Genomic DNA, 18235 nt, shown 5'->3' with positions numbered 1-18235 from the left:
TGCCGGTATATGCTGGCGAGCATGCTGATCGATACCCACAACCACCTGGACTTCCCGGAATTCGATGCCGACCGCAGCGAGGTGCTGGCGCGCTGCCGCGCCCTGGGCGTACACCGCCAGGTGCTGCTCGGCGTGTTCCAGGGCAACTGGCAGCGGGTCTGGGACCTGGCCAACGCCGAAGACGGTTTCTACACCGCCTTCGGCCTGCACCCGGTCTACCTGGCGCAGCATCGCGCCGAGCACCTGGACGCGTTGCGCGAAATGTTGCAGCGCCATGCTGGCCACCCCAAGCTCTGTGCGGTGGGCGAGATCGGCCTGGACTACTTCATCCCCGAACTGGACCGCGACGGCCAGCAACGCCTGTTCGAGGCGCAGTTGGCCCTGGCGGCGGAGTTCGAACTGCCGGCGCTGCTGCACGTCCGGCGCAGCCATGCGGCGGTGATCGCCACCCTGAAGCGCTTCCGCCTCAAGCGCGCCGGCATCGTCCACGCCTTCGCCGGCAGCGTCGAGGACGCCAAGGAATACCGCAAACTGGGCTTCCGTCTTGGCCTTGGCGGTGCGCCGACCTGGCCCCAGGCCAATCGCCTGCGCAAGGTGGTGGCGCAACTGCCGCTGGAATCCCTGGTGTTGGAAACCGACTCGCCGGACATGGCGCCGGCCATGCATCCCTATGGGCGCAACAGCCCGGAATTCCTGCCGGATATCTGCGCAGCCCTCGCGGAAATCAGGGGCGTCACACCGAAGGAGCTGGCCGAAGCCAGCACACGCAATGCCTGTGAGGTGTTTGGCTGGTAATCCTGGCGATGAGGCGGTTTCTTCCTTGTGGGGGCGAATTCATTCGCTAAGCAGACCGCAGGTCTGCCCGGGAGCCCGGGGGCAGCTGCGCTGCCCTCAGCGAATGAATTCGCCCCCACAAAGAAAAGAAAGGCAGCTCCCAGAAAGCTCCCACAAAAAAGCCCGCCGGATGGCGGGCTTCTTCTTGGCAAGACAGGATCAGACGCGGAACGCGCCGATCAACTGCTTGAGCTGCGCCACCTGCCCGGACAGCTCGCGGCTGGCCCGCTCGGTCTGGCTCGCGCCTTCGGCGGTGCGTTCGCCGGCGTGGTTGATCTCGACGATGTTCTGATCGATATCCTGGGCCACGGCGGTCTGCTGCTCGGCTGCGGCGGCAATCTGCTGGTTCTGGTCGACGATCATGCCCACCGCGCTGAGGATGTTCTCCAGCGCCGCCTGCACCTTGCCCGACTGGCTGACAGTGCCGTCGGCCATCTGGTGGCTGGTGCTCATCGCCTTCACCGCGGCGCCGACACCACCCTGCAGCCTGGCGATCATCTGCTCGATTTCCTCGGTGGACTGCTGGGTGCGTTTGGCCAGGGTGCGCACCTCGTCCGCGACCACGGCAAAGCCACGCCCCTGCTCGCCGGCACGGGCCGCCTCGATGGCGGCATTGAGCGCGAGCAGGTTGGTCTGCTCGGCGATGCCCTTGATCACCTCCAGCACGCGGCTGATGGAAGCGCTGTCCGCGGCCAGCTGATTGATCACCGCCACCGACTGGTCGATCTCGCCGGCCAGCCGCTCGATGCTGCCCAGCTGGGACTCCACCAGAGCCCGGCCGCTGACGGTTTCCTGGTTCACGCTCTGCGCGCTATCCACTGCGGCTGCCGCACTGCGCGCCACTTCCTGGGCGGTGGCGGACATCTCGTTCATGGCCGTGGCCACCTGCTCGATCTGGCTGCGCTGCCCGGCCACCGCCTGATTGCTTTCGCCGGAGACCTGCTCGACCCGCCCGGCCTGGCGCTCCACCTCGGTCACCGTGTGGCCGACCAGCTCGATCAGGTCGTGGATCTTCACCACAGTGCCGTTGAAGGTCTGGCCCAGCTCGCCCAGCTCGTCGCGGCTTTCGGCGCGGAAGCTGACGGTCATGTCGCCGGCGGCAACCTGGTCCATCACCTTGCCCAGGCTCTTAAGGGTGGTGCGGGTGGACACGTAGAAACCCGCGTAGAGGTAGAGGATGGCGACGAACACCACCAGCAGCGCCACCACCAGCAACGCGGTCTGCACGCGCTTGTCGGCCAGGCGGCCTTCCAGTTCGACCTTGAGGAAGGCCAGGGAGCCGTCGTTGAGCTGGTAGGTCTTGTCGAGGGCGGTGCTGACCTGGTCGTAGAACGGCTGCCAGGGCGCGTCGAGGGTGTCGGCCATGATGACCTGGTCCTCGAACAGCGTGGCGCTCTGCTTGATGGTCGCGCGGCTGGCCGCGGTCAGGGCGTCCAGTGCCTGGTGGGCGCGCGGGCTGCCGTCCAGGGCGTCGGCGATCTTCAGGCCGTATTCGGCGTTGAGCTTGTCCAGGTCCAGCAGCAGGTCGTCCAGCTTGGTGCTGGCCGCGGAATTGAGGAAGCCCTGCGCCAGGGAGTAGGCGCCGATGGCGCGCCCCTTGCCCAGGGCCATGGTGACCTGGGGCGTGGCAGTGGTGACGAGCTCGGTGATCTGGCGGACGTCGGCCTGGTCGTCCTGGCTGAGGCCGGCCTGGGCGGCGACGAACTTGATGAAGACCTGGGCACTGCCCAGCAGCTTCTCGATCATCGCGCTCTTGCTCTGCAGCGAGGTTTCGCCCTTGGCCGCCTGCAGTGCCGAGAGCAGCTCATCGCGCTTGGCATTGAAGGCTTCGACCTGCTCCGCCTCGGACGCGACCGGCGCCAGGCCCTGCAAGGTGGCGAGCAGGTCCTGCTCCAGCGTGGCGATGCGTTTTTCCAGGTCGCCGGACTGGCCTGACTGGCCAATCATCGCGTTGATCAGCACCAGGTCGTTGAGGCTTTCCAGGCCACGACGCAAGCCGAGGCTGGCGCCCAGGAGGTCAAGACTCTGCAATTCGGAGCGGGTGCTGACGTACTGCCGATAGGAGTCGCGCACCAGGTAGAAGTTGGTGATCAGCATCGGCAGGAAAAATAGAACGCTGATCAGACTGAACTTCATGCCGAAACTGAGGCGGTTCATCAGCGCGATGGCAGGATACAACAGAGTCTTCACGAGACGTCTCCTGTTCTCATTATTGTTATGGACGCGCTCTGCCCACCTTGGCAGGCGGGTTGGCCAGTGCGTTGCAGTATCCCCACACTGCTCGGCGGCCACTTGGTTCTGTCAGATATCCCTGCGATCCAAGTCAGATATTTCGGGCGCGATCATCTGTGTACCCGATATCGGCAGGAGATTCTGTAACTAAAGGTTAAGCATGGCCGGTGCCGCCCGGCGGTAGTGCCGGGCGGACGAGGGACAGGAATCAGAACAGCAGGGCCCAGACGGCGAAACCGGCGTACCAGAGCACAGCAGCGCGGACCAGCAACTGCCAGAGGGCGTCCAGGGTCGCCACGCCGGCGTCGCCGCTGACTGGTTCCGGCAGCTCGGCGGCTGCGCGGCCGGCCAGCTCGATATAGCGGCGAGCCGGGATTTCCCAGCTCAGCAGCTCGTGCAACAGCACGCGGCTGACGCCGACGAAGTTGCCCACCAGGGAGAAGCTGGCGGCCAGCACCCGGACCGGTAGCCAGTCGAAGGCATGGCGAATCATCCCGGCCTGCTCACGCAGCGCCGGGATGCCGGCATTTTCCGAGGCCAGGGCGAGCAGGCGGTAGGCCAGGGCCGCCACCGGGCCGAGCAGCGCGTACCAGAAGATCACCGCGAAGAAGCCCTCGTAGGCCTGCCAAAGCTGGTAGCCCTGCACCTGTTGCAGCAGGTCGGCACCCTCATCCGCCTCCAGGCCGAGGTCGCGCTCGGCGACGTGGTAGGCGCCCTGGGTATCGCCGCGCCGCCAGGCATCGCGGAACGGGCCGAGGTCGGCCAGCACATCGCCGCGACCGAGGCTGTAGATGATCACCAGCAGATGCACCGGCAGCGCCAGCCAGCCATAGGCCACCGGCTCGACCAGCAGCAGGAGCAGCGCCAGCACCACCAGGGGCAGCAGCACCAGCCGCACCAGAATCATCCACGGACGGCCAGCCAGCTGTGGGTTGGCCTCGGCCTTGGCCAGTTCGCGCAGCCAGAATCCGTCCTGCTGGATATGCCGGCGCCAGGCTGAAAATTTCTCGATCCAGAGCACCAGCAACAGCACCAGAAAATACATGGGTCCCTCCTCTTCCTATGGCGCGAGGGCGGCCCGCAGGCGCGCCCAATCGAATGCAGGCCCCGGATCGGTCTTGCGTCCCGGGGCGATATCGCTATGACCGCAGATGCGCGCCGGCGTTATGGCCGGGTAGGCAAGCCGCAGCTGCTCCACCAATGCGATCAGCGCAGCATACTGGGGTTCCGTGAAAGCTTGGTCATCGGTGCCTTCAAGTTCTATCCCCAAGGAGAAGTCATTGCAGTTCTCCCGCCCATCGAACAGCGAGACACCGGCGTGCCAGGCCCTCTCGCTGCAGGAAACGAACTGGGTGACGGCGCCGTCGCGCTCGATCAGGAAATGCGCGGACACCTTGAGATCGCGGATACCGTCGAAGTAGGGATGCTCGTCGGGATTCAGGCGATTCTGAAAGAACTCCTGCACCTTCCCCGTGCCGAACTGCCCGGGCGGCAAACTGATGTTGTGAATCACCAGCAGGGAAATTTCCCCCTGCGGGCGACAGTTGAAGTTGGGCGAAGGGCAGTGGCTGATGCCCTGGCACCAACCGGATGCGGGGTCCAGCTGCATGTCGGCTCCTTGGTCTGCCGCCCACTTTAGGCGCAGTGGAGCCATTTTAGCGAGTGGCGACGTGCGGAACGTCAGGGAAGCCATGCGCACCGGGCGGAACTCGCTGCCAAATTCCTGTGGGGGCGATTTCAATCGCTGAGCGAACCGCAGGTTTGCCTTTCAACTTCGAGAGGCGGCAGCTGCGCCGCCCTTGGCGAATGAATTCGCCCCCACAAGGGATGGCAACAGCATCCAGCATCAGGCAGTAGCCCGACTCAAGCCCCCTTCAGCCGCCGCAGGTTACCGATGACCGACTCCAGGGCACGGTCGAACAGCAGGGCATCATCCAGCAGGCGGATCGCCTTGCGGCGGAATTCCACGGCCAGGCCCATGCGGGTCTTCTCCAGCACCTTCATGCCGGTGCGGTTGACGAAGATGTACTTGCCGGTGGGCCTGATCAGCGCCGCCAGCTTGCAGCGCAGCTTGTGTTCCTCGTCTTCCTGGAACTCGACCCAGCTGCCGACCCGCAGGCTGTCGACGAAGCCGAGGGCCTCGTCATCATCGGCCAGGCTGACCTCGGGTTCCTGGACCTGGGACTCACCCGGCACAGCCAGGACTATTTCCTCCAGCACGGCCACCATGGCCGGGGCGGACTCGTCCACTTCGGTTGCGGCTTCATCCGGCAGGTCGAGCAGCGGGGGCGCCGATTCCAGATTGTCGTCGGCGAGCGCTTCCACCGGCTCCGGTTTGCGGAACCGCTGGAAGGCCTGGACGTGCAGAGTCTCCAGCTGACTGAAGAATTCGCTGGTGGAGAAGGGATCGAACGCGGCGCTGGCCAGCCCTTCGCGCAGGGACTTGAGCAGCCCCGGCACCAGCTCAAGCAACCGGGCGCGGGCTTCGGGAGCCTCGTGGGACTCCACGCTCCAGACCAGGTCGTCCATGGTCTGCAGGGCGGCCTGCCATTCGGCCGACTCCACGCCGTGCTTCAGGCAGCTGAGCAGCAGAACCTTGCTCCAGGCCTCCTGCAGCAGGCGCACCACCACTTCTGGCAGGGTGCGGCCGAGCAGGCGCTGATTGAGCGCTTCCTCGACCTGTTTACGCGCCAGTTCGGCCTTGGCGCGGCCTTCCTCGGCGTCGCGGGTGCGCTGTTCCAGCAATTCGCTGCGGCGCCGCTCGTCGCCGGTGTAGGCAAGAAATTCCGCCAGCAACTCGGAGAAGATCGCCGGGTCATCGACGAAATCGTTCAGCAGGCGCTGCACCACCTGCTCGATGCGGTGGTAGAGGCTGTCGCGCTGGGCGTCGTCCTGCTCCACCCAGCCCAGGGCGGCGGAGGCGATCTCGTTCAGCAGGCGGCGCGCCGGGTGGCTGCCGCGGCTGAAGAAGGTCTTGTCCAGCAGCGCGACCTTCAGCATGGGAATCTGCATGCGGCCGATCAGGGCCTTGAGCGAATCCGGCAGGGTGCGGTCGTCGAGGATGAACTCGAAAAGCATGGACACCAGGTTGATGACGTCATCGTCCACCTGGCCCACCACCCGCACCCGGCCGCTGCGGGCGCTGGCGCGGGTCAGCAACTGGTCGAGGCCGATGCGCAGGTCGTAGTCGTCGTTGTGCTGCTGCGGCAGGTGCTGTTGCAGGTGCGAGAGCAGGCGTAGCAGGTCGATGCTGCTGACCGGCACGGCATCGGCAGGATGCTCGCGGCGCGGCAGCGCGGTGCCGCGAACCTGGGAAAGCAGCTCCTGAAGCACACCGAAGACTTCCTGCATGCCCTCCTCGGCCGTCTGGCTGCCGCCAGCAGCAGCACCCGAGCCGGGCTGAGCGGAGCGCTCCGCGCCGCTGGCGCGTTCCTGCTGGCGGCGCGGCGCCGCCGAGCGCAGATCGGGCAGCACCCCGGCGACGATCAACGACTGGTTGGCCTCGGCGTAGAACTGATCCAGCTCCGTGAGGACGTATTTCTCGAACAATTTGAGGATGATCAGCTTGACCTTGATCTCCACGCCCAGGCTGCGGCAGGCGTCGAGGAAGGCCTCGCAGAGCATGCGCGGGCCCAGGGGGTTGGTCTTGTCTTCGATCTTCTTGCTGATGAGGGTGTTGAGGCGGATGGTGAGGTGGCTCAGGGGAACCGCGTCGCGGCTCATCACCTTGGCGACCATGGCATCCAGGGCCACGGTTTCCTCGAGTTCGTCGTTCTGCACCAGGGACAGGCTGTCGAAGGACACCGCGTCCAATTGCGGCGCCTTGCCTATCTCGTACTGATTAAGGGAAGAGAATGACTCGACGACGTACTGCAGGAAGGTCCGCTCGATGCTCTTGCGCTTGAGCCGCAAATCGCGCATCGCCTCGAAGAAAGCATTCTGCTCGGCATTGCTAGTGGCGCGATCCGCCATCTCGAAGAGGGTGTCGTCGGCATTGTCGAACAGCACCTGAAGCGTCTGCTTCAGCTGCACTGCCATTTTGTCGCGCACCTGGATCAAGGCCACGGGCAGCCTTCCTACCGGTGAGGTTGGCGATTGCTGGGCGGCTCCCTTGTTGAGCGGCACCACCTTCGCGTCGTTCTGCATCACGAGCCTCCCGCAGGCCTCGCCCTTCCGAAGGGTACATTGGGCCACACGTCGATCATGGGAAGTCATCCATAACGTCAACTATCTGGCGTCAAAAATAGAAAATTCCGATGTCATTATATGGATGATGCCGTGACAACCAAGCGAAGTTTTCCTACAGACATGAATCAAGTCACAGATGCAGGGAACCGGCCGACAAGTGCACGACATGCGAGACGCACTTCTGAGGTCTAGCAGAAAGCGCCAGCCGGCGGTCATCGACACTGCGCCGGTCGTCGGCAGCCTTTATAATCGCCGCCATTCTGCCTGCGGAGCCCACCATGCCCAACCTCCTCCTCGCCGACCTAAACGCCGAAATCGAGGCCAATGTACGCGCCACCCTCAGGGAAGACATCGGCAGCGGCGACATCACTGCCCAACTCATCCCCGAGGACCGCCAGGCCCGCGCCACCGTGATCACCCGCGAAGCGGCCATTATCAGCGGCACCGCCTGGGTGGACGAGGTATTCCGTCAGATCGACCCACGGGTAAAGGTGGAGTGGCAGGTGCAGGACGGCCAGCGCGCCGAGCCGAACCAGGCACTCTTCCACCTCGAAGGCCCGGCCCGCGCCCTGCTCAGCGGCGAGCGCAGCGCGCTGAACTTCCTCCAGTGCCTGTCCGGCGTCGCCACCCGCGTCGGCCACTATGTCGAGCTGGTCAAAGGCACCCAGGTGAAACTGCTCGACACCCGCAAGACCCTGCCCGGCCTGCGCCTGGCGCAGAAGTACGCGGTGACCTGCGGCGGCGGCCACAACCACCGAATCGGCCTGTACGATGCCTTCCTGATCAAGGAAAACCATATCGCGGCCTCCGGCGGTATCGCCCAGGCCATCGAAGCCGCCCACCGCATCGCCCCCGGCAAGCCCGTCGAAGTGGAAGTGGAAAACCTGGAAGAACTGCAGCAGGCCCTGGACGCCGGCGCCGACATCATCATGCTCGACGAACTCAGCCTCGACGACATGCGCACCGCCGTCACTCGTACCAATGGCCGCGCCAAACTCGAAGCCTCCGGCGGCGTCAACGAAACCACCCTGCGCACCATCGCCGAAACCGGCGTCGACTACATCTCCATCGGCACCCTGACCAAAGACGTCAAGGCCATCGACCTGTCCATGCGCCTCAGTCTCTGAGCGATCCGCAGCCAACGAAGTGCCCCGCACATGCGGGGCTCATCAATTGAACTGAGTAACCGGCCCCGCCTGCTGCGCCTCAAGCGACCTGGATACAGCGCCGAGGCCCGTCGGGGGATACATAGCGGCTGAGAGCCGCCCCCTTGTAGGGACGATTTCAATCGCCAAGCAGACCGCAGGTCTGCCCCACGACCCCTCCCGGAGCAACTTCGTCGCCCTTGGCGAATGCCCCCACAACATCGGTAGGGTGTGCCATGCGCACCAGGTGCCGCCCGCTCATAACTCATGAAAGATCGAAATAAACCTGCCCTTGCTTCAACCGAAATCACCTAACCCAGGCGACCAGTTGCCTCGCTGTGATTCCGATCAGCCACCATACTTCGCGCTGAGCGAGCAGGGCCTACTCACTCGTCCTTAATTGCTTCCCGCGAAGTCCCCATCACCCATTGATGATCGAGGCGTCTTGGCGTGCCCGCCGAGCCGCCAGATATTCGCGCGGACGCAATTCGAGGGAGTAGTCGCTTCGTCGGTGCCAGGCCGGATGTGCAGGGCATGGCACCGGTTCCTCGATGTAGATGTAGTGGAACAACAGCGCTTGCGCTGTGGAAGCTGCTTCCGCAGTTGCATGAATGACCAGAAGAAGTTCCGTGATCATCAACGCCGGATCGATGCAGGCAATTGACATCGGAGTGACTCGACGAATCCTGATTTCGGCTGTCGCGTGCAAGGTATCGGTGGATAGGCTTCCGACCGACGGACAGAGCGGCAAGGGCGGGCAACCGCTGCCCCCGTTGCGCTCACAGGGACACACCTGAGAAGAACTGTGCCTCCGTCCACCTGAAAACCGAACTCCCGCTCGGGAAGACAGCCATGCATACCATCCGTAACACCTTGGTGGTAGTGGATCCGCAGCAACCTGAAACCCTGGTCCTGAACCGGGCCAGAATGATCGCCAACGCCACCCAGTCGCACCTGCACCTGCTGGTTTGCGACAAGCACCCCAACCATTCGCCTCACCTCGAGGACCTGGGAGGGATGCTGGAAAAGGAGGGGTTCAGTGTCAGCGCCGAGCAGGCCTGGCACCACAGCGCACACCAGACCATCATCGCGGTGCAGCAGGCGCAGGGCTGTGGACTGGTAATCAAGCAACACCGGCCCGATAACCCCATCATGAAGTCGATTCTCACCCCCGAGGACTGGAAACTGCTGCGCTATTGCCCAAGCCCGGTTCTGATCGTGAAAACCGCTGCACCATGGAGCAGCGGCGCCATTCTCGCCGCCGTCGACGTGGGCAACAGTGATATCGAACACCGCGTCCTGCATGCCGGCATCGTCAGCCACGGGCACGACATCGCCAAACTGGCCGGCAGCGCGCTGCACATGATGAGTGCCCACCCCTACCCCATGCTCTCGGCGCGGGACCCTGTATTCCAGCGCAAGGAGAGCATCCAGGATTTCTACCGCGAGCAATGCAGGACACTGCAAAAGGAGTTCGGCATTGACGACGACCGCCTGCATATCGAGGAGGGGGCGGCCGATATCCTCATTCCGCAAATGGCCCACAAACTCAATGCCGCGCTCACGGTAATCGGCAACGTGGCCCGCACCGGGTTGACTGGCGCCTTGATCGGCAACACCGCCGAGATGGTTCTGGACGCACTGGAGAGCGATGTCCTGGTGCTCAAACCCGACGACATCATTACCCACCTGGAGGAACTGGCAGCCCCGGCGCAAGGTGCCCAGGAGCAGGTCACGCTAACGTCCTGGCCCTACAACCACCATAACCACCGACTGTAGGTTCACTTGCCTGCGGCTCGTTGGTCGTGCCGCTGCTGGGGAGTGTCATCGCCCGACGGCGGGCAGTCCTTCATTTGCAGCAAGTCGCGGATACAGCCCACGACCAAGCGTCGAGTCAAAGCCTCTCCTTGGTCGCGGGCGATTCGATATCCCAAACGTGTTCGATTGGCAGGCATGGAATCAAGTCCCCTATCCAAATGAGGCGTTCAGGAGGCACGGATCAGGAAGCTTCGCCTTCAATATGCAGATCGGTTAGGGAAGGGTTTCCCTGGTTCCAGCGAAAGCCTCGCGTATGAGACAAGCGTCGACTCACGATACCCGCCATACCCCACCGGCCTAACAGCCAATGCCAATGCGTTATATCGGTCTATAAAAATCCTGCCGAAACAGCTTGTTACAAGCCTCGCGGGAACGATTATTAACCTAGACTGATTTTTGACACTTTTTGTAAAACATCCCAGTTCCCGAGATGGGTTCGATGCACTGGAAGGCACGAAGCAAGAGTGCCACCAGGGCCTGAACAACGAGGGAGCGGACTATGAGCACAGCACCACTCGCGCGTATGGCAGTGCATCCAAGCGATGCTATCGCGCTCCCTCTGCGTGGCTTCTCCCTGCCGCTCCCTTCCGTCCCGCTATCCACTGTCGTCCACGCTCAGCCCCCCATGCGACTGAGCGCTGACAAGCGAAAGCGACTCAGGGGCGTTCGGCTATAGGCGCAATAGCTGGCAGCCAATTTCCTGGTTCGATCACAAAGCTGGCGCTTCACCGCGCAGCCAAGTACGGCGTTGCAGTCGGCTAAAAGCAATCCGCTTACTTGAGGGAGGGACCGCAATGAAAACCACAGACTTGGGACACAGGAAAGGTCGCTTACCGCCTGCCGAAGACGCCGATGCTGTCGACGATCGACGCACGTTCCTCAAGCTCGGCGCCGCCGCCATGCTGGCGCCGGTATTGCTGAGATCGAGCGAGAGCCGTGGCGCCACGCCGGTGTTTCCCCCCAGCCCGCCAACCACGCCGTGGCTGGTCACGCTGCCCAATGCGATCACACCGCTCCAGGCAGTCCCGGCACTGACCCCGAGCCCCACGGTTGCCGCGAATACCGCGGGTGGCGAAGCCGGACGCGCGCCCCACCAGCGCTACGCCGAACTCACCGGTGTACTCGGTGCGCCACTGCTATATGAGCTGAAGGCCAAGGAGCGTCCCGACTGGGTGTTCCATCCGGCCTATCCGCCACAACGCATCTGGGGTTACGAAGGCAACACACCCGGCGCGGTTACCCCCGGCCCGGTCATCTATGCCCGTTATGGCAAGCCGGTCATCGTGCGCTTCCGCAACCAACTGCCACAAAATCACGTCGGTTTTGGTACGCCGGAGATTTCCACCCACCTGCACAACGCGCACACCGGGTCGGAAAGCGATGGTTTCCCAGGTGATTACTACAGTGCGAACAAAGCAGGGCCCACCCTGGCGTCACCCGGGGCCTTCAAGGACCACTTCTATCCCAACATCTATGCGGGCTACGACCAGCTGCAGAATCACATCGGTGATCCGCGCGAGGGCCTGGGCACGCTGTTCTACCATGACCACACCCTGGACTTCACTGCCCCGAACCTGGTGCGCGGGCTATTCGGTTTCTACCTCTTATTCGACGACATCGACTCGGGCAACGAGCGCGATCCGAGCCCGGCTGCGCTGAGGCTGCCAAGCTTTCCGTACGACTACCAGCTGGACTTTTCGGACCGGCGCTTCGACGCGAACGGCATTCTGTTCTACGACCAGGTCAACCCCGAGGGAGTGCTGGGCGACAAGGTCGTGGTGAATGGCCTCATCGAGCCGGTACTGAAGGTAGCGGCGCGGAAATATCGCCTGCGGTTCCTCAATACCGGGCCGAGCCGCTTCTACGCCATCTATCTGGTGACCGCCGGCGGCGTGATGCAGAGGTTCACCTTCATCGCCAACGACGGCAACCTGCTGCCGGCGCCGCTGCTGAACCAGACCAGTTTCCAGATGGGCGTTGCCGAACGCATGGACATAGTCGTCGACTTCTCCAAATACCCGATAGGCACCGTGCTGTACCTGGTCAACAAGATGCGCCAGGAAGACACCCGTGAAGGCAAGGACATCAAGGATCCGGGCACCCGCGTGCTCAAGATCATCGTCGATCGCTCCCCACCTGAGCAGGACCTGAGTCAGGTGCCTGCCGTTCTGCGTCCGCTGCCACCGATCACCGCAGCGGAAATCGCTGCCGCACCGGTGCGTCGCTGGCTTTTCGCGCGCAACAGCGGCATGTGGACGATCAATGGCCAGCTCGTCAACGTCCAAGTTCCGCGAGCGTTGATCCCCCAAGGCCGCGCCGAGATCTGGGAGCTGGTGAATGCCGAAGACGGCTGGACCCACCCGATTCACATCCACTTCGAAGAGGGGCAGATCATCGGCAAGATCGTCAACGGCGTGAGCGTGCCAGTGCCCGCGCAACAGAGAGGCCGCAAAGACGTCTACGTGATCGAAGCATTCACCACCTTGCGAGTGTTCCTGCGCTTCCGTGACTTCAAAGGGAAGTACGTCATGCACTGCCACAACCTGATCCACGAGGACCACTCGATGATGCTGAGGTGGGACATCGTCTGACTGGCGCGGCAACTAGACCTATAGGGCGGAGGGTTGCACATGAACACGCGCAGAAATCTGGTAACCGGCATGGGCGTCGCCGCGCTCGGATTGATCGCCATCCCCGGCCTTACCGCCGGACCGGCGCGTTCTCGCAGCATCCCTGCCGGCGACGGTTATTTCCCGAACACGCAGCTCTTCACCCACGAGGGCCGGGCGGTCCGGTTCTACGATGACCTCATCCGCGGCAAGGTGGTCGCGATCAACATGATGTACGTGTCCTGCGCCGGGCGCTGTCCGATCGCAACGGCGAACCTGTTGCGCGTACAGAAGATGCTCGGCGAACGCGCAGGCCGCGACGTGTTCATGTACTCGATCACCCTGCAGCCCGAGCTGGATACGCCGCAGCAGCTGAAGGCATTCGTCGACAGGCACCACGTCGGGCCCGGCTGGCTGTTCCTGACCGGCGCGCCGGAGGACATCGAGCAGTTGCGCTTCAGCCTCGGCTTCTACGATGTGAACCCGGAGGTCGACGCCAACCTGGCGAACCACTCGGGCATGGTCCGCATCGGCAATGACGTCTACCAGCGCTGGACCATGGCCCCGGCGCTGGCGGAACCGGAACAGATCCTGTCGACGATCAATCACGTGGACAGCCGCGCCGTGCATACGGCCTAAAGGGAAGGAGAAACCGCAAGGAAGACCCGCGCCCTCGACCGCCGGGGGCGCCACGCTGGAAGCCTCCGGCGGCGCCGACGTCCGCCTGCGCACCATCGGCGCAACGGGCGTCGACTACATCTCCGTCGGCGTCCTGACCAAGGACGTCAGGCCATCGACCTGTCCATGCGCCTCAGTCTCTGATTCTCGCGTTGCCGAGCCTCGGGGCGTTGCCATGCGCCCCGAGCAAGGCTATGGTGCGGCCGTCCTGGCAAATTTCAGGACCGGGTTTGGCGACCCGATTCGCAAAAGGTGCATAGATGCCCACCACGCAATGCAGGTACTCACCGTGCCGGCATCGAGTCATGGCGGCTGTGCGCGGGAGACCGAAAGGTCTGCCGGGTTCCTTTTGCCCCGGTTCGCCAACCTGCGCACAGCTGCCACCCTAATCGTTTGGCGACGATTCGTGGCAGCTCCCAAGCAAAAGGAGCTTTGACCATGTACACCCGCACACCAGCAAGCAATTCACACATCTGGCCAGCCACTATCGCCCTGGATCAGAGAATTGTCGGGGGTGGGCTATGAGCACCTTCGCCTGCATTGCCGACCGCCAAGGCGACCGCATCCTGACCGCCAGCTACGCCCTCGGCACCATCGCCGATCTGCTGGGCTGCGATGGCCTCGAACACCACTTGAGCGACCGGGACCTGAACGGCCTGCACCACGCCATCAAGACCATCTCGGACCTGATGCAGTGCTCGGCGATGGACCTGTATGGCGTTGCCGACAAAATTGGCAGAAAGGACTGAGAGAGACGAGTGGCCAAGCCACCACGCCGTCCCCGAGCACGAAAAACAAAAAGCCCCGCAGAACCTGCGGGGCTTTTTGTCTGGATCATGGTGCCGGTAAGAGGAATCGAACCCCCGACCTTCTCATTACGAATGAGCTGCTCTACCGACTGAGCTACACCGGCGCGGCGCTCAAGATAAACGCTGGGCGCACAGTTGAAAAGCGCCCCCTTGAAGAAAAAACCATATTCTGAAGATACGGCAATGCATGACCGCTTAAAGCAAAAGCCCCGCCGCGACAGGCAGGGCTTTCGTGACAACTTGTTAGCGACAGGTATCGCAACGCTCAACCCATCCTGTCCGCGGGCACTTACGGGCAGTCGCCCTGACCCGACTTGAAGCCACGGGAGGCATCGCAGCTAGTGCCACTATTCGCCCAAGTCATATTGGCGTTACCGGCGACAACTGACGGAGTATCAACAAGTGTAAGGGCTACACCAGCGGTAGTAGTCGCCCCCGTAGTCACGGTGATAATGCCGTTGGTAACAGAGGTAACAGTGGTGATATTTTTCGAGGTAGTAAGGGTCGGCACACCATTCGAACCAGAACTGCAACCAGTGAGCGTTCCGAGATCTGCGTAGCACAAGCCAATTGCAGTCTTCACAGAACTAATTTCTGCAGCGGCGCCAGCGGCCCTAGAGCGAGAGGTGTAATCGCTATATTGCGGAATCGCAATTGCAGCAAGAATGCCGATGATCGCCACAACGATCATCAATTCAATCAACGTAAAACCTTTTTGAGCTTTCATCTGATCTACCCCGAAAGTAATAGGCTAATTGCCTAAAACTGAGCGAGCACAGATCGTGCCAATATTGCCCCCTTCTGCTTGGATGGAGACATCCCCGAAAAATCGAACGAGTCGGTAAACAGCCGCCCCTCGCACAAGCAAAAGAGCATCATCACAACAGCCTTTTCCAGCTACTAACTGACACTTTTTGTCACCGCTCCCAGCCGAATTTGGCGGCAAGGCCCTTCTAGGCTATAAGGCAGGCTAGACCTCAGTGACCGATGCCCATGACAGAAACTGCCCCCACCCTTTCAGGCTTGGCCAAACAGCTCGTGCTGACCAATCTGCTGGATGAGCGAAGTGCACTGCAAGCGCATACCCAGGCACAACGCAACAAGATTCCGCTTATCACCTACTTGGTGCAGAACAAGCTGCTGAAAAGCCGGGATCTGGCGGAGATGGCAGCGGAGCAGTTCGGCGTGGCCTTTCTCGACCTGTCCAGTGTCGACAAGGAGTCCCAGCCCAGGGAACTGGTGAGCGAGAAGTTAGTGCGCCAACACCGCGCCCTGCCCCTCTGGCGTCGTGGCAACAAGCTGTTCGTGGGCATTTCCGACCCCACCAACCACCAGGCGGTGACCGATATCCAGTTCAGCACCGGCCTAAACACCGAGGCCATCCTGGTCGAGGACGACAAGCTGGGCGATGCCATCGAGAAGTTCTTCGATTCCGCCAGCAGCGGTATGGAGGACCTGGGCGATGTCGACCTGGATGGCGTAGATGTCGAGGCGGTCGATGACGACAAGAAGGACAGCCCTGGCGGCGTGGATGCCGACGATGCCCCGGTGGTGCGTTTCGTCAACAAGATGCTGCTGGATGCCATCCGTGGCGGCTCGTCGGACTTGCACTTCGAACCCTATGAGCGCACCTACCGGGTACGTTTCCGGACCGATGGCATGTTGCATGAAGTGGCCAAGCCGCCCATTCAACTGGCCAGCCGTATCGCCGCGCGTCTTAAGGTGATGGCCGCCCTGGATATCTCGGAGCGACGCAAGCCCCAGGATGGCCGGATAAAGATGAAGATTTCCAAAACGAAATCCATCGACTTCCGCGTCAATACCCTGCCCACGCTATGGGGCGAGAAAATCGTGATGCGGATTCTCGACCCCACCAGCGCGCAGATGGGCATCGATGCCCTGGGCTACGAGGAAGAGCAGAAGGAGCTTTATCTCAGCGCCTTGAAGCAACCCCAGGGCATGATCCTGGTTACCGGCCCCACCGGCTCGGGCAAGACCGTTTCCCTCTATACCGGCATCAATATCCTCAACACCGTGGATATCAATATTTCCACAGCCGAGGACCCGGTGGAGATCAACCTGGAAGGTATCAACCAGGTCAACGTCAACCCCAAGCAGGGTCTGGATTTCGCCCAGGCTCTCCGCTCATTCCTGCGCCAGGACCCGGATGTGATCATGGTGGGCGAGATTCGCGACCTGGAAACTGCCGAGATTGCCATCAAGGCCGCCCAAACCGGCCATATGGTACTGTCCACCCTGCACACCAACAGCGCGGCGGAAACCCTGACCCGCCTACGCAATATGGGCGTGCCTGCCTTCAATATTGCCACCTCGGTCAACCTGATCATCGCCCAGCGCTTGGCACGCAAATTGTGTCCGCATTGCAAGAAGGAACTGAACATTCCACGTGAAGCCCTGATCGAGGAAGGCTTTCCCGAGGCTCGCATCGGCACATTCAAGCTCTACGGCCCGGGTGGCTGCGATAATTGCAACCAAGGTTACAAGGGCCGAGTGGGTATTTATGAAGTGGTTAAAATCACGCCGGCCATGCAGCAGCTTATTATGGAGGAAGGCAACTCCATCCAGATCGCCCAGCAGGCGCGCCGCGATGGCTTCAATGACCTGCGAACCTCGGGCCTGGTGAAAGCGATGAACGGCATTACCAGCCTGGAGGAAGTCAACCGAGTGACCAAGGATTAACCATGGCGGACAAAGCGCTAAAAACCAGCACTTTCATCTGGGAGGGCACTGATAAGAAGGGCTCCAAGATCAAGGGCGAACTCAGCGGGCAAAACCCGGCGCTGGTCAAGGCGCAGCTACGCAAGCAAGGTATCAATCCAATACGTGTCCGCAAGAAATCCACTCCCCTGCTCAGCGCAGGGCAGAAGATCAAACCCCTGGACATCGCCCTCTTTACCCGCCAGATGGCGACCATGATGAAGGCCGGGGTGCCGTTGATTCAATCCTTCGACATAATCGCCGAAGGCTTCGAAAAACCAGCCATGCGTACGCTGGTGAACGAGGTGAAACAAGAAGTATCGGCAGGCAACAGCCTCGCGAACTCTCTGCGCAAGAAGCCAGACTATTTTGATGAGCTTTACTGCAACCTAGTTGACTCCGGCGAGCAGGCCGGCGCCTTGGAAACTCTGCTCGACCGCATCGCAACTTACAAAGAAAAGACTGAAGCATTAAAGGCCAAGATCAAGAAGGCGATGAACTACCCCATCGCGGTAGTTGTAGTGGCCATAATCGTTACAGCAATTCTTCTGATTAAGGTTGTTCCGCAATTCCAGATGGTCTTTGCCAACTTCGGCGCCGAACTTCCAGCCTTCACCTTGATGGTGATTGGAATTTCAGAAGCCCTTCAGAAATGGTGGTTTATTATTCTAGCTGGCTTTTTTGTGTTGGGTTTTGCCTTTCAAAAAGCACACAAATCCTCACAAAAATTCCGCGACGGAGTCGACCGTACAACCCTCAAACTCCCCATTATCGGCGACATTCTCTACAAATCAGCGATTGCCCGCTTTGCCAGGACATTAGCCACGACTTTTGCTGCAGGTGTCCCGCTTGTCGACGCCCTGGACTCAGTTGCCGGTGCCAGCGGCAACGTTGTGTTCAAGAATGCGGTGATGAAGATAAAGCAGGATGTTTCTACAGGCATTCAGCTGAACTTCTCCATGCGTTCCACCGGTGTGTTCCCAGCCATGGCCGTACAGATGACCGCCATCGGTGAAGAGTCCGGCGCTCTCGACGATATGCTCGACAAGGTCGCCAGCTTCTATGAACAAGAAGTGGATAACGCGGTGGACGGCCTCACGTCCTTGATGGAGCCCGTGATCATGTCCGTGCTCGGCGTCCTGGTCGGCGGCCTGATCATCGCCATGTACCTCCCCATTTTCCAACTCGGCAACGTCGTCTAAAC

The 18235-nt window shown here is 61.8% G+C and carries 14 protein-coding genes, 1 tRNA gene and 1 pseudogene; 9 read left to right on the top strand and 7 right to left on the bottom strand.

Annotated features, from left to right (window positions below; all coding sequences use genetic code 11):
• Nucleotides 1–21 precede the first annotated feature (21 nt).
• Nucleotides 22–795 carry a TatD family hydrolase gene (locus E8F12_RS21820; protein WP_280327267.1) on the top strand — a complete coding sequence of 258 codons (774 nt, stop codon included), beginning with the start codon at nt 22–24 and terminating at the stop codon, nt 793–795.
• Between the two features lie 198 nt (nt 796–993).
• On the opposite strand, the gene E8F12_RS21815 is transcribed toward E8F12_RS21820, so the two are convergent.
• The 4 genes from E8F12_RS21815 to E8F12_RS21800 form a co-directional block, all read right to left on the bottom strand.
• Nucleotides 994–3024: a methyl-accepting chemotaxis protein gene (locus tag E8F12_RS21815; protein WP_280327266.1), complete on the bottom strand. Its 2031-nt coding sequence runs from the start codon at nt 3022–3024 to the stop codon at nt 994–996.
• Between the two features lie 250 nt (nt 3025–3274).
• Entirely contained in the window at nt 3275–4111 is an 837-nt protein-coding gene (gene ampE / locus E8F12_RS21810) for a regulatory signaling modulator protein AmpE (RefSeq protein ID WP_280327265.1), read from the bottom strand.
• Nucleotides 4112–4126: 15 nt separating this feature from the next.
• Nucleotides 4127–4675 (bottom strand): 1,6-anhydro-N-acetylmuramyl-L-alanine amidase AmpD, encoded by a 549-nt coding sequence (ampD, locus tag E8F12_RS21805; protein ID WP_280327264.1) that lies wholly within the window; start codon nt 4673–4675, stop codon nt 4127–4129.
• A gap of 254 nt (nt 4676–4929) precedes the next feature.
• Complete coding sequence (locus E8F12_RS21800; protein ID WP_280327263.1) at nt 4930–7212, bottom strand: DUF1631 domain-containing protein; 2283 nt, start codon at nt 7210–7212, stop codon at nt 4930–4932.
• A 320-nt stretch (nt 7213–7532) separates the two neighbouring features.
• On the opposite strand from E8F12_RS21800, the gene nadC reads away from it, so the two are divergent.
• The gene (gene nadC / locus E8F12_RS21795; protein ID WP_280327262.1) at nt 7533–8381 is read left to right on the top strand and encodes a carboxylating nicotinate-nucleotide diphosphorylase; all 849 of its coding nucleotides are present in this window, start codon (nt 7533–7535) and stop codon (nt 8379–8381) included.
• 439 nt (nt 8382–8820) lie between these two features.
• On the opposite strand, the gene E8F12_RS21790 is transcribed toward nadC, so the two are convergent.
• Nucleotides 8821–9066: a hypothetical protein gene (locus E8F12_RS21790; protein ID WP_280327261.1), complete on the bottom strand. Its 246-nt coding sequence runs from the start codon at nt 9064–9066 to the stop codon at nt 8821–8823.
• A gap of 185 nt (nt 9067–9251) precedes the next feature.
• Here E8F12_RS21790 and E8F12_RS21785 point away from each other — a divergent pair, with 185 nt between their 5' ends.
• The 5 genes and pseudogenes from E8F12_RS21785 to E8F12_RS21765 all read left to right on the top strand — a co-directional run bounded on the left by E8F12_RS21785 (nt 9252) and on the right by E8F12_RS21765 (nt 14253).
• Nucleotides 9252–10178, top strand: coding sequence for a universal stress protein (locus E8F12_RS21785; RefSeq protein WP_280327260.1), 927 nt, complete (start codon nt 9252–9254; stop codon nt 10176–10178).
• Between the two features lie 833 nt (nt 10179–11011).
• On the top strand, nt 11012–12808 hold the full coding sequence (locus E8F12_RS21780) for a multicopper oxidase domain-containing protein (RefSeq protein WP_280327259.1): 1797 nt from the start codon (nt 11012–11014) through the stop codon (nt 12806–12808).
• A 39-nt stretch (nt 12809–12847) separates the two neighbouring features.
• Entirely contained in the window at nt 12848–13465 is a 618-nt protein-coding gene (locus E8F12_RS21775; protein WP_280327258.1) for an SCO family protein, read from the top strand.
• Nucleotides 13466–13487: 22 nt separating this feature from the next.
• Nucleotides 13488–13648: pseudogene (locus E8F12_RS21770) on the top strand (nicotinate-nucleotide diphosphorylase (carboxylating)); the annotation flags it as partial.
• Nucleotides 13649–14025: 377 nt separating this feature from the next.
• Entirely contained in the window at nt 14026–14253 is a 228-nt protein-coding gene (locus tag E8F12_RS21765; RefSeq protein ID WP_280327257.1) for a hypothetical protein, read from the top strand.
• Nucleotides 14254–14341: 88 nt separating this feature from the next.
• Here the strand turns inward: E8F12_RS21765 and E8F12_RS21760 are convergent.
• Together E8F12_RS21760 and E8F12_RS21755 are read right to left on the bottom strand one after the other, a co-directional pair.
• Nucleotides 14342–14417, bottom strand: a tRNA-Thr gene (locus E8F12_RS21760).
• A 185-nt stretch (nt 14418–14602) separates the two neighbouring features.
• Nucleotides 14603–15040: a prepilin-type N-terminal cleavage/methylation domain-containing protein gene (locus tag E8F12_RS21755; protein ID WP_280327256.1), complete on the bottom strand. Its 438-nt coding sequence runs from the start codon at nt 15038–15040 to the stop codon at nt 14603–14605.
• A gap of 266 nt (nt 15041–15306) precedes the next feature.
• Between E8F12_RS21755 and pilB the strand changes: the two genes are divergently transcribed.
• The gene (pilB, locus tag E8F12_RS21750; RefSeq protein WP_280327255.1) at nt 15307–17013 is read left to right on the top strand and encodes a type IV-A pilus assembly ATPase PilB; all 1707 of its coding nucleotides are present in this window, start codon (nt 15307–15309) and stop codon (nt 17011–17013) included.
• Between the two features lie 2 nt (nt 17014–17015).
• Entirely contained in the window at nt 17016–18233 is a 1218-nt protein-coding gene (locus E8F12_RS21745; RefSeq protein WP_280327254.1) for a type II secretion system F family protein, read from the top strand.
• Nucleotides 18234–18235: the final 2 nt, after the last annotated feature.

The organism is Pseudomonas sp. BN102, from assembly GCF_029871245.1.
Lineage (GTDB): Bacteria > Pseudomonadota > Gammaproteobacteria > Pseudomonadales > Pseudomonadaceae > Metapseudomonas.
Note: the sequence above shows the minus strand (reverse complement) of the source record. Positions and strands in the feature narration are given on the sequence as shown.

Coding starts and splice junctions, on each gene's coding strand:
- E8F12_RS21820 (WP_280327267.1), top strand. CDS start 22: ATGCTGATCGATACCCACAACCACCTGGACTTCCCGGAATTCGATGCC.
- ampE (WP_280327265.1), bottom strand. CDS start 4,111: ATGTATTTTCTGGTGCTGTTGCTGGTGCTCTGGATCGAGAAATTTTCA.
- ampD (WP_280327264.1), bottom strand. CDS start 4,675: ATGCAGCTGGACCCCGCATCCGGTTGGTGCCAGGGCATCAGCCACTGC.
- E8F12_RS21800 (WP_280327263.1), bottom strand. CDS start 7,212: ATGCAGAACGACGCGAAGGTGGTGCCGCTCAACAAGGGAGCCGCCCAG.
- nadC (WP_280327262.1), top strand. CDS start 7,533: ATGCCCAACCTCCTCCTCGCCGACCTAAACGCCGAAATCGAGGCCAAT.
- E8F12_RS21790 (WP_280327261.1), bottom strand. CDS start 9,066: ATGTCAATTGCCTGCATCGATCCGGCGTTGATGATCACGGAACTTCTT.
- E8F12_RS21785 (WP_280327260.1), top strand. CDS start 9,252: ATGCATACCATCCGTAACACCTTGGTGGTAGTGGATCCGCAGCAACCT.
- E8F12_RS21780 (WP_280327259.1), top strand. CDS start 11,012: ATGAAAACCACAGACTTGGGACACAGGAAAGGTCGCTTACCGCCTGCC.
- E8F12_RS21775 (WP_280327258.1), top strand. CDS start 12,848: ATGAACACGCGCAGAAATCTGGTAACCGGCATGGGCGTCGCCGCGCTC.
- E8F12_RS21765 (WP_280327257.1), top strand. CDS start 14,026: ATGAGCACCTTCGCCTGCATTGCCGACCGCCAAGGCGACCGCATCCTG.
- E8F12_RS21755 (WP_280327256.1), bottom strand. CDS start 15,040: ATGAAAGCTCAAAAAGGTTTTACGTTGATTGAATTGATGATCGTTGTG.
- pilB (WP_280327255.1), top strand. CDS start 15,307: ATGACAGAAACTGCCCCCACCCTTTCAGGCTTGGCCAAACAGCTCGTG.
- E8F12_RS21745 (WP_280327254.1), top strand. CDS start 17,016: ATGGCGGACAAAGCGCTAAAAACCAGCACTTTCATCTGGGAGGGCACT.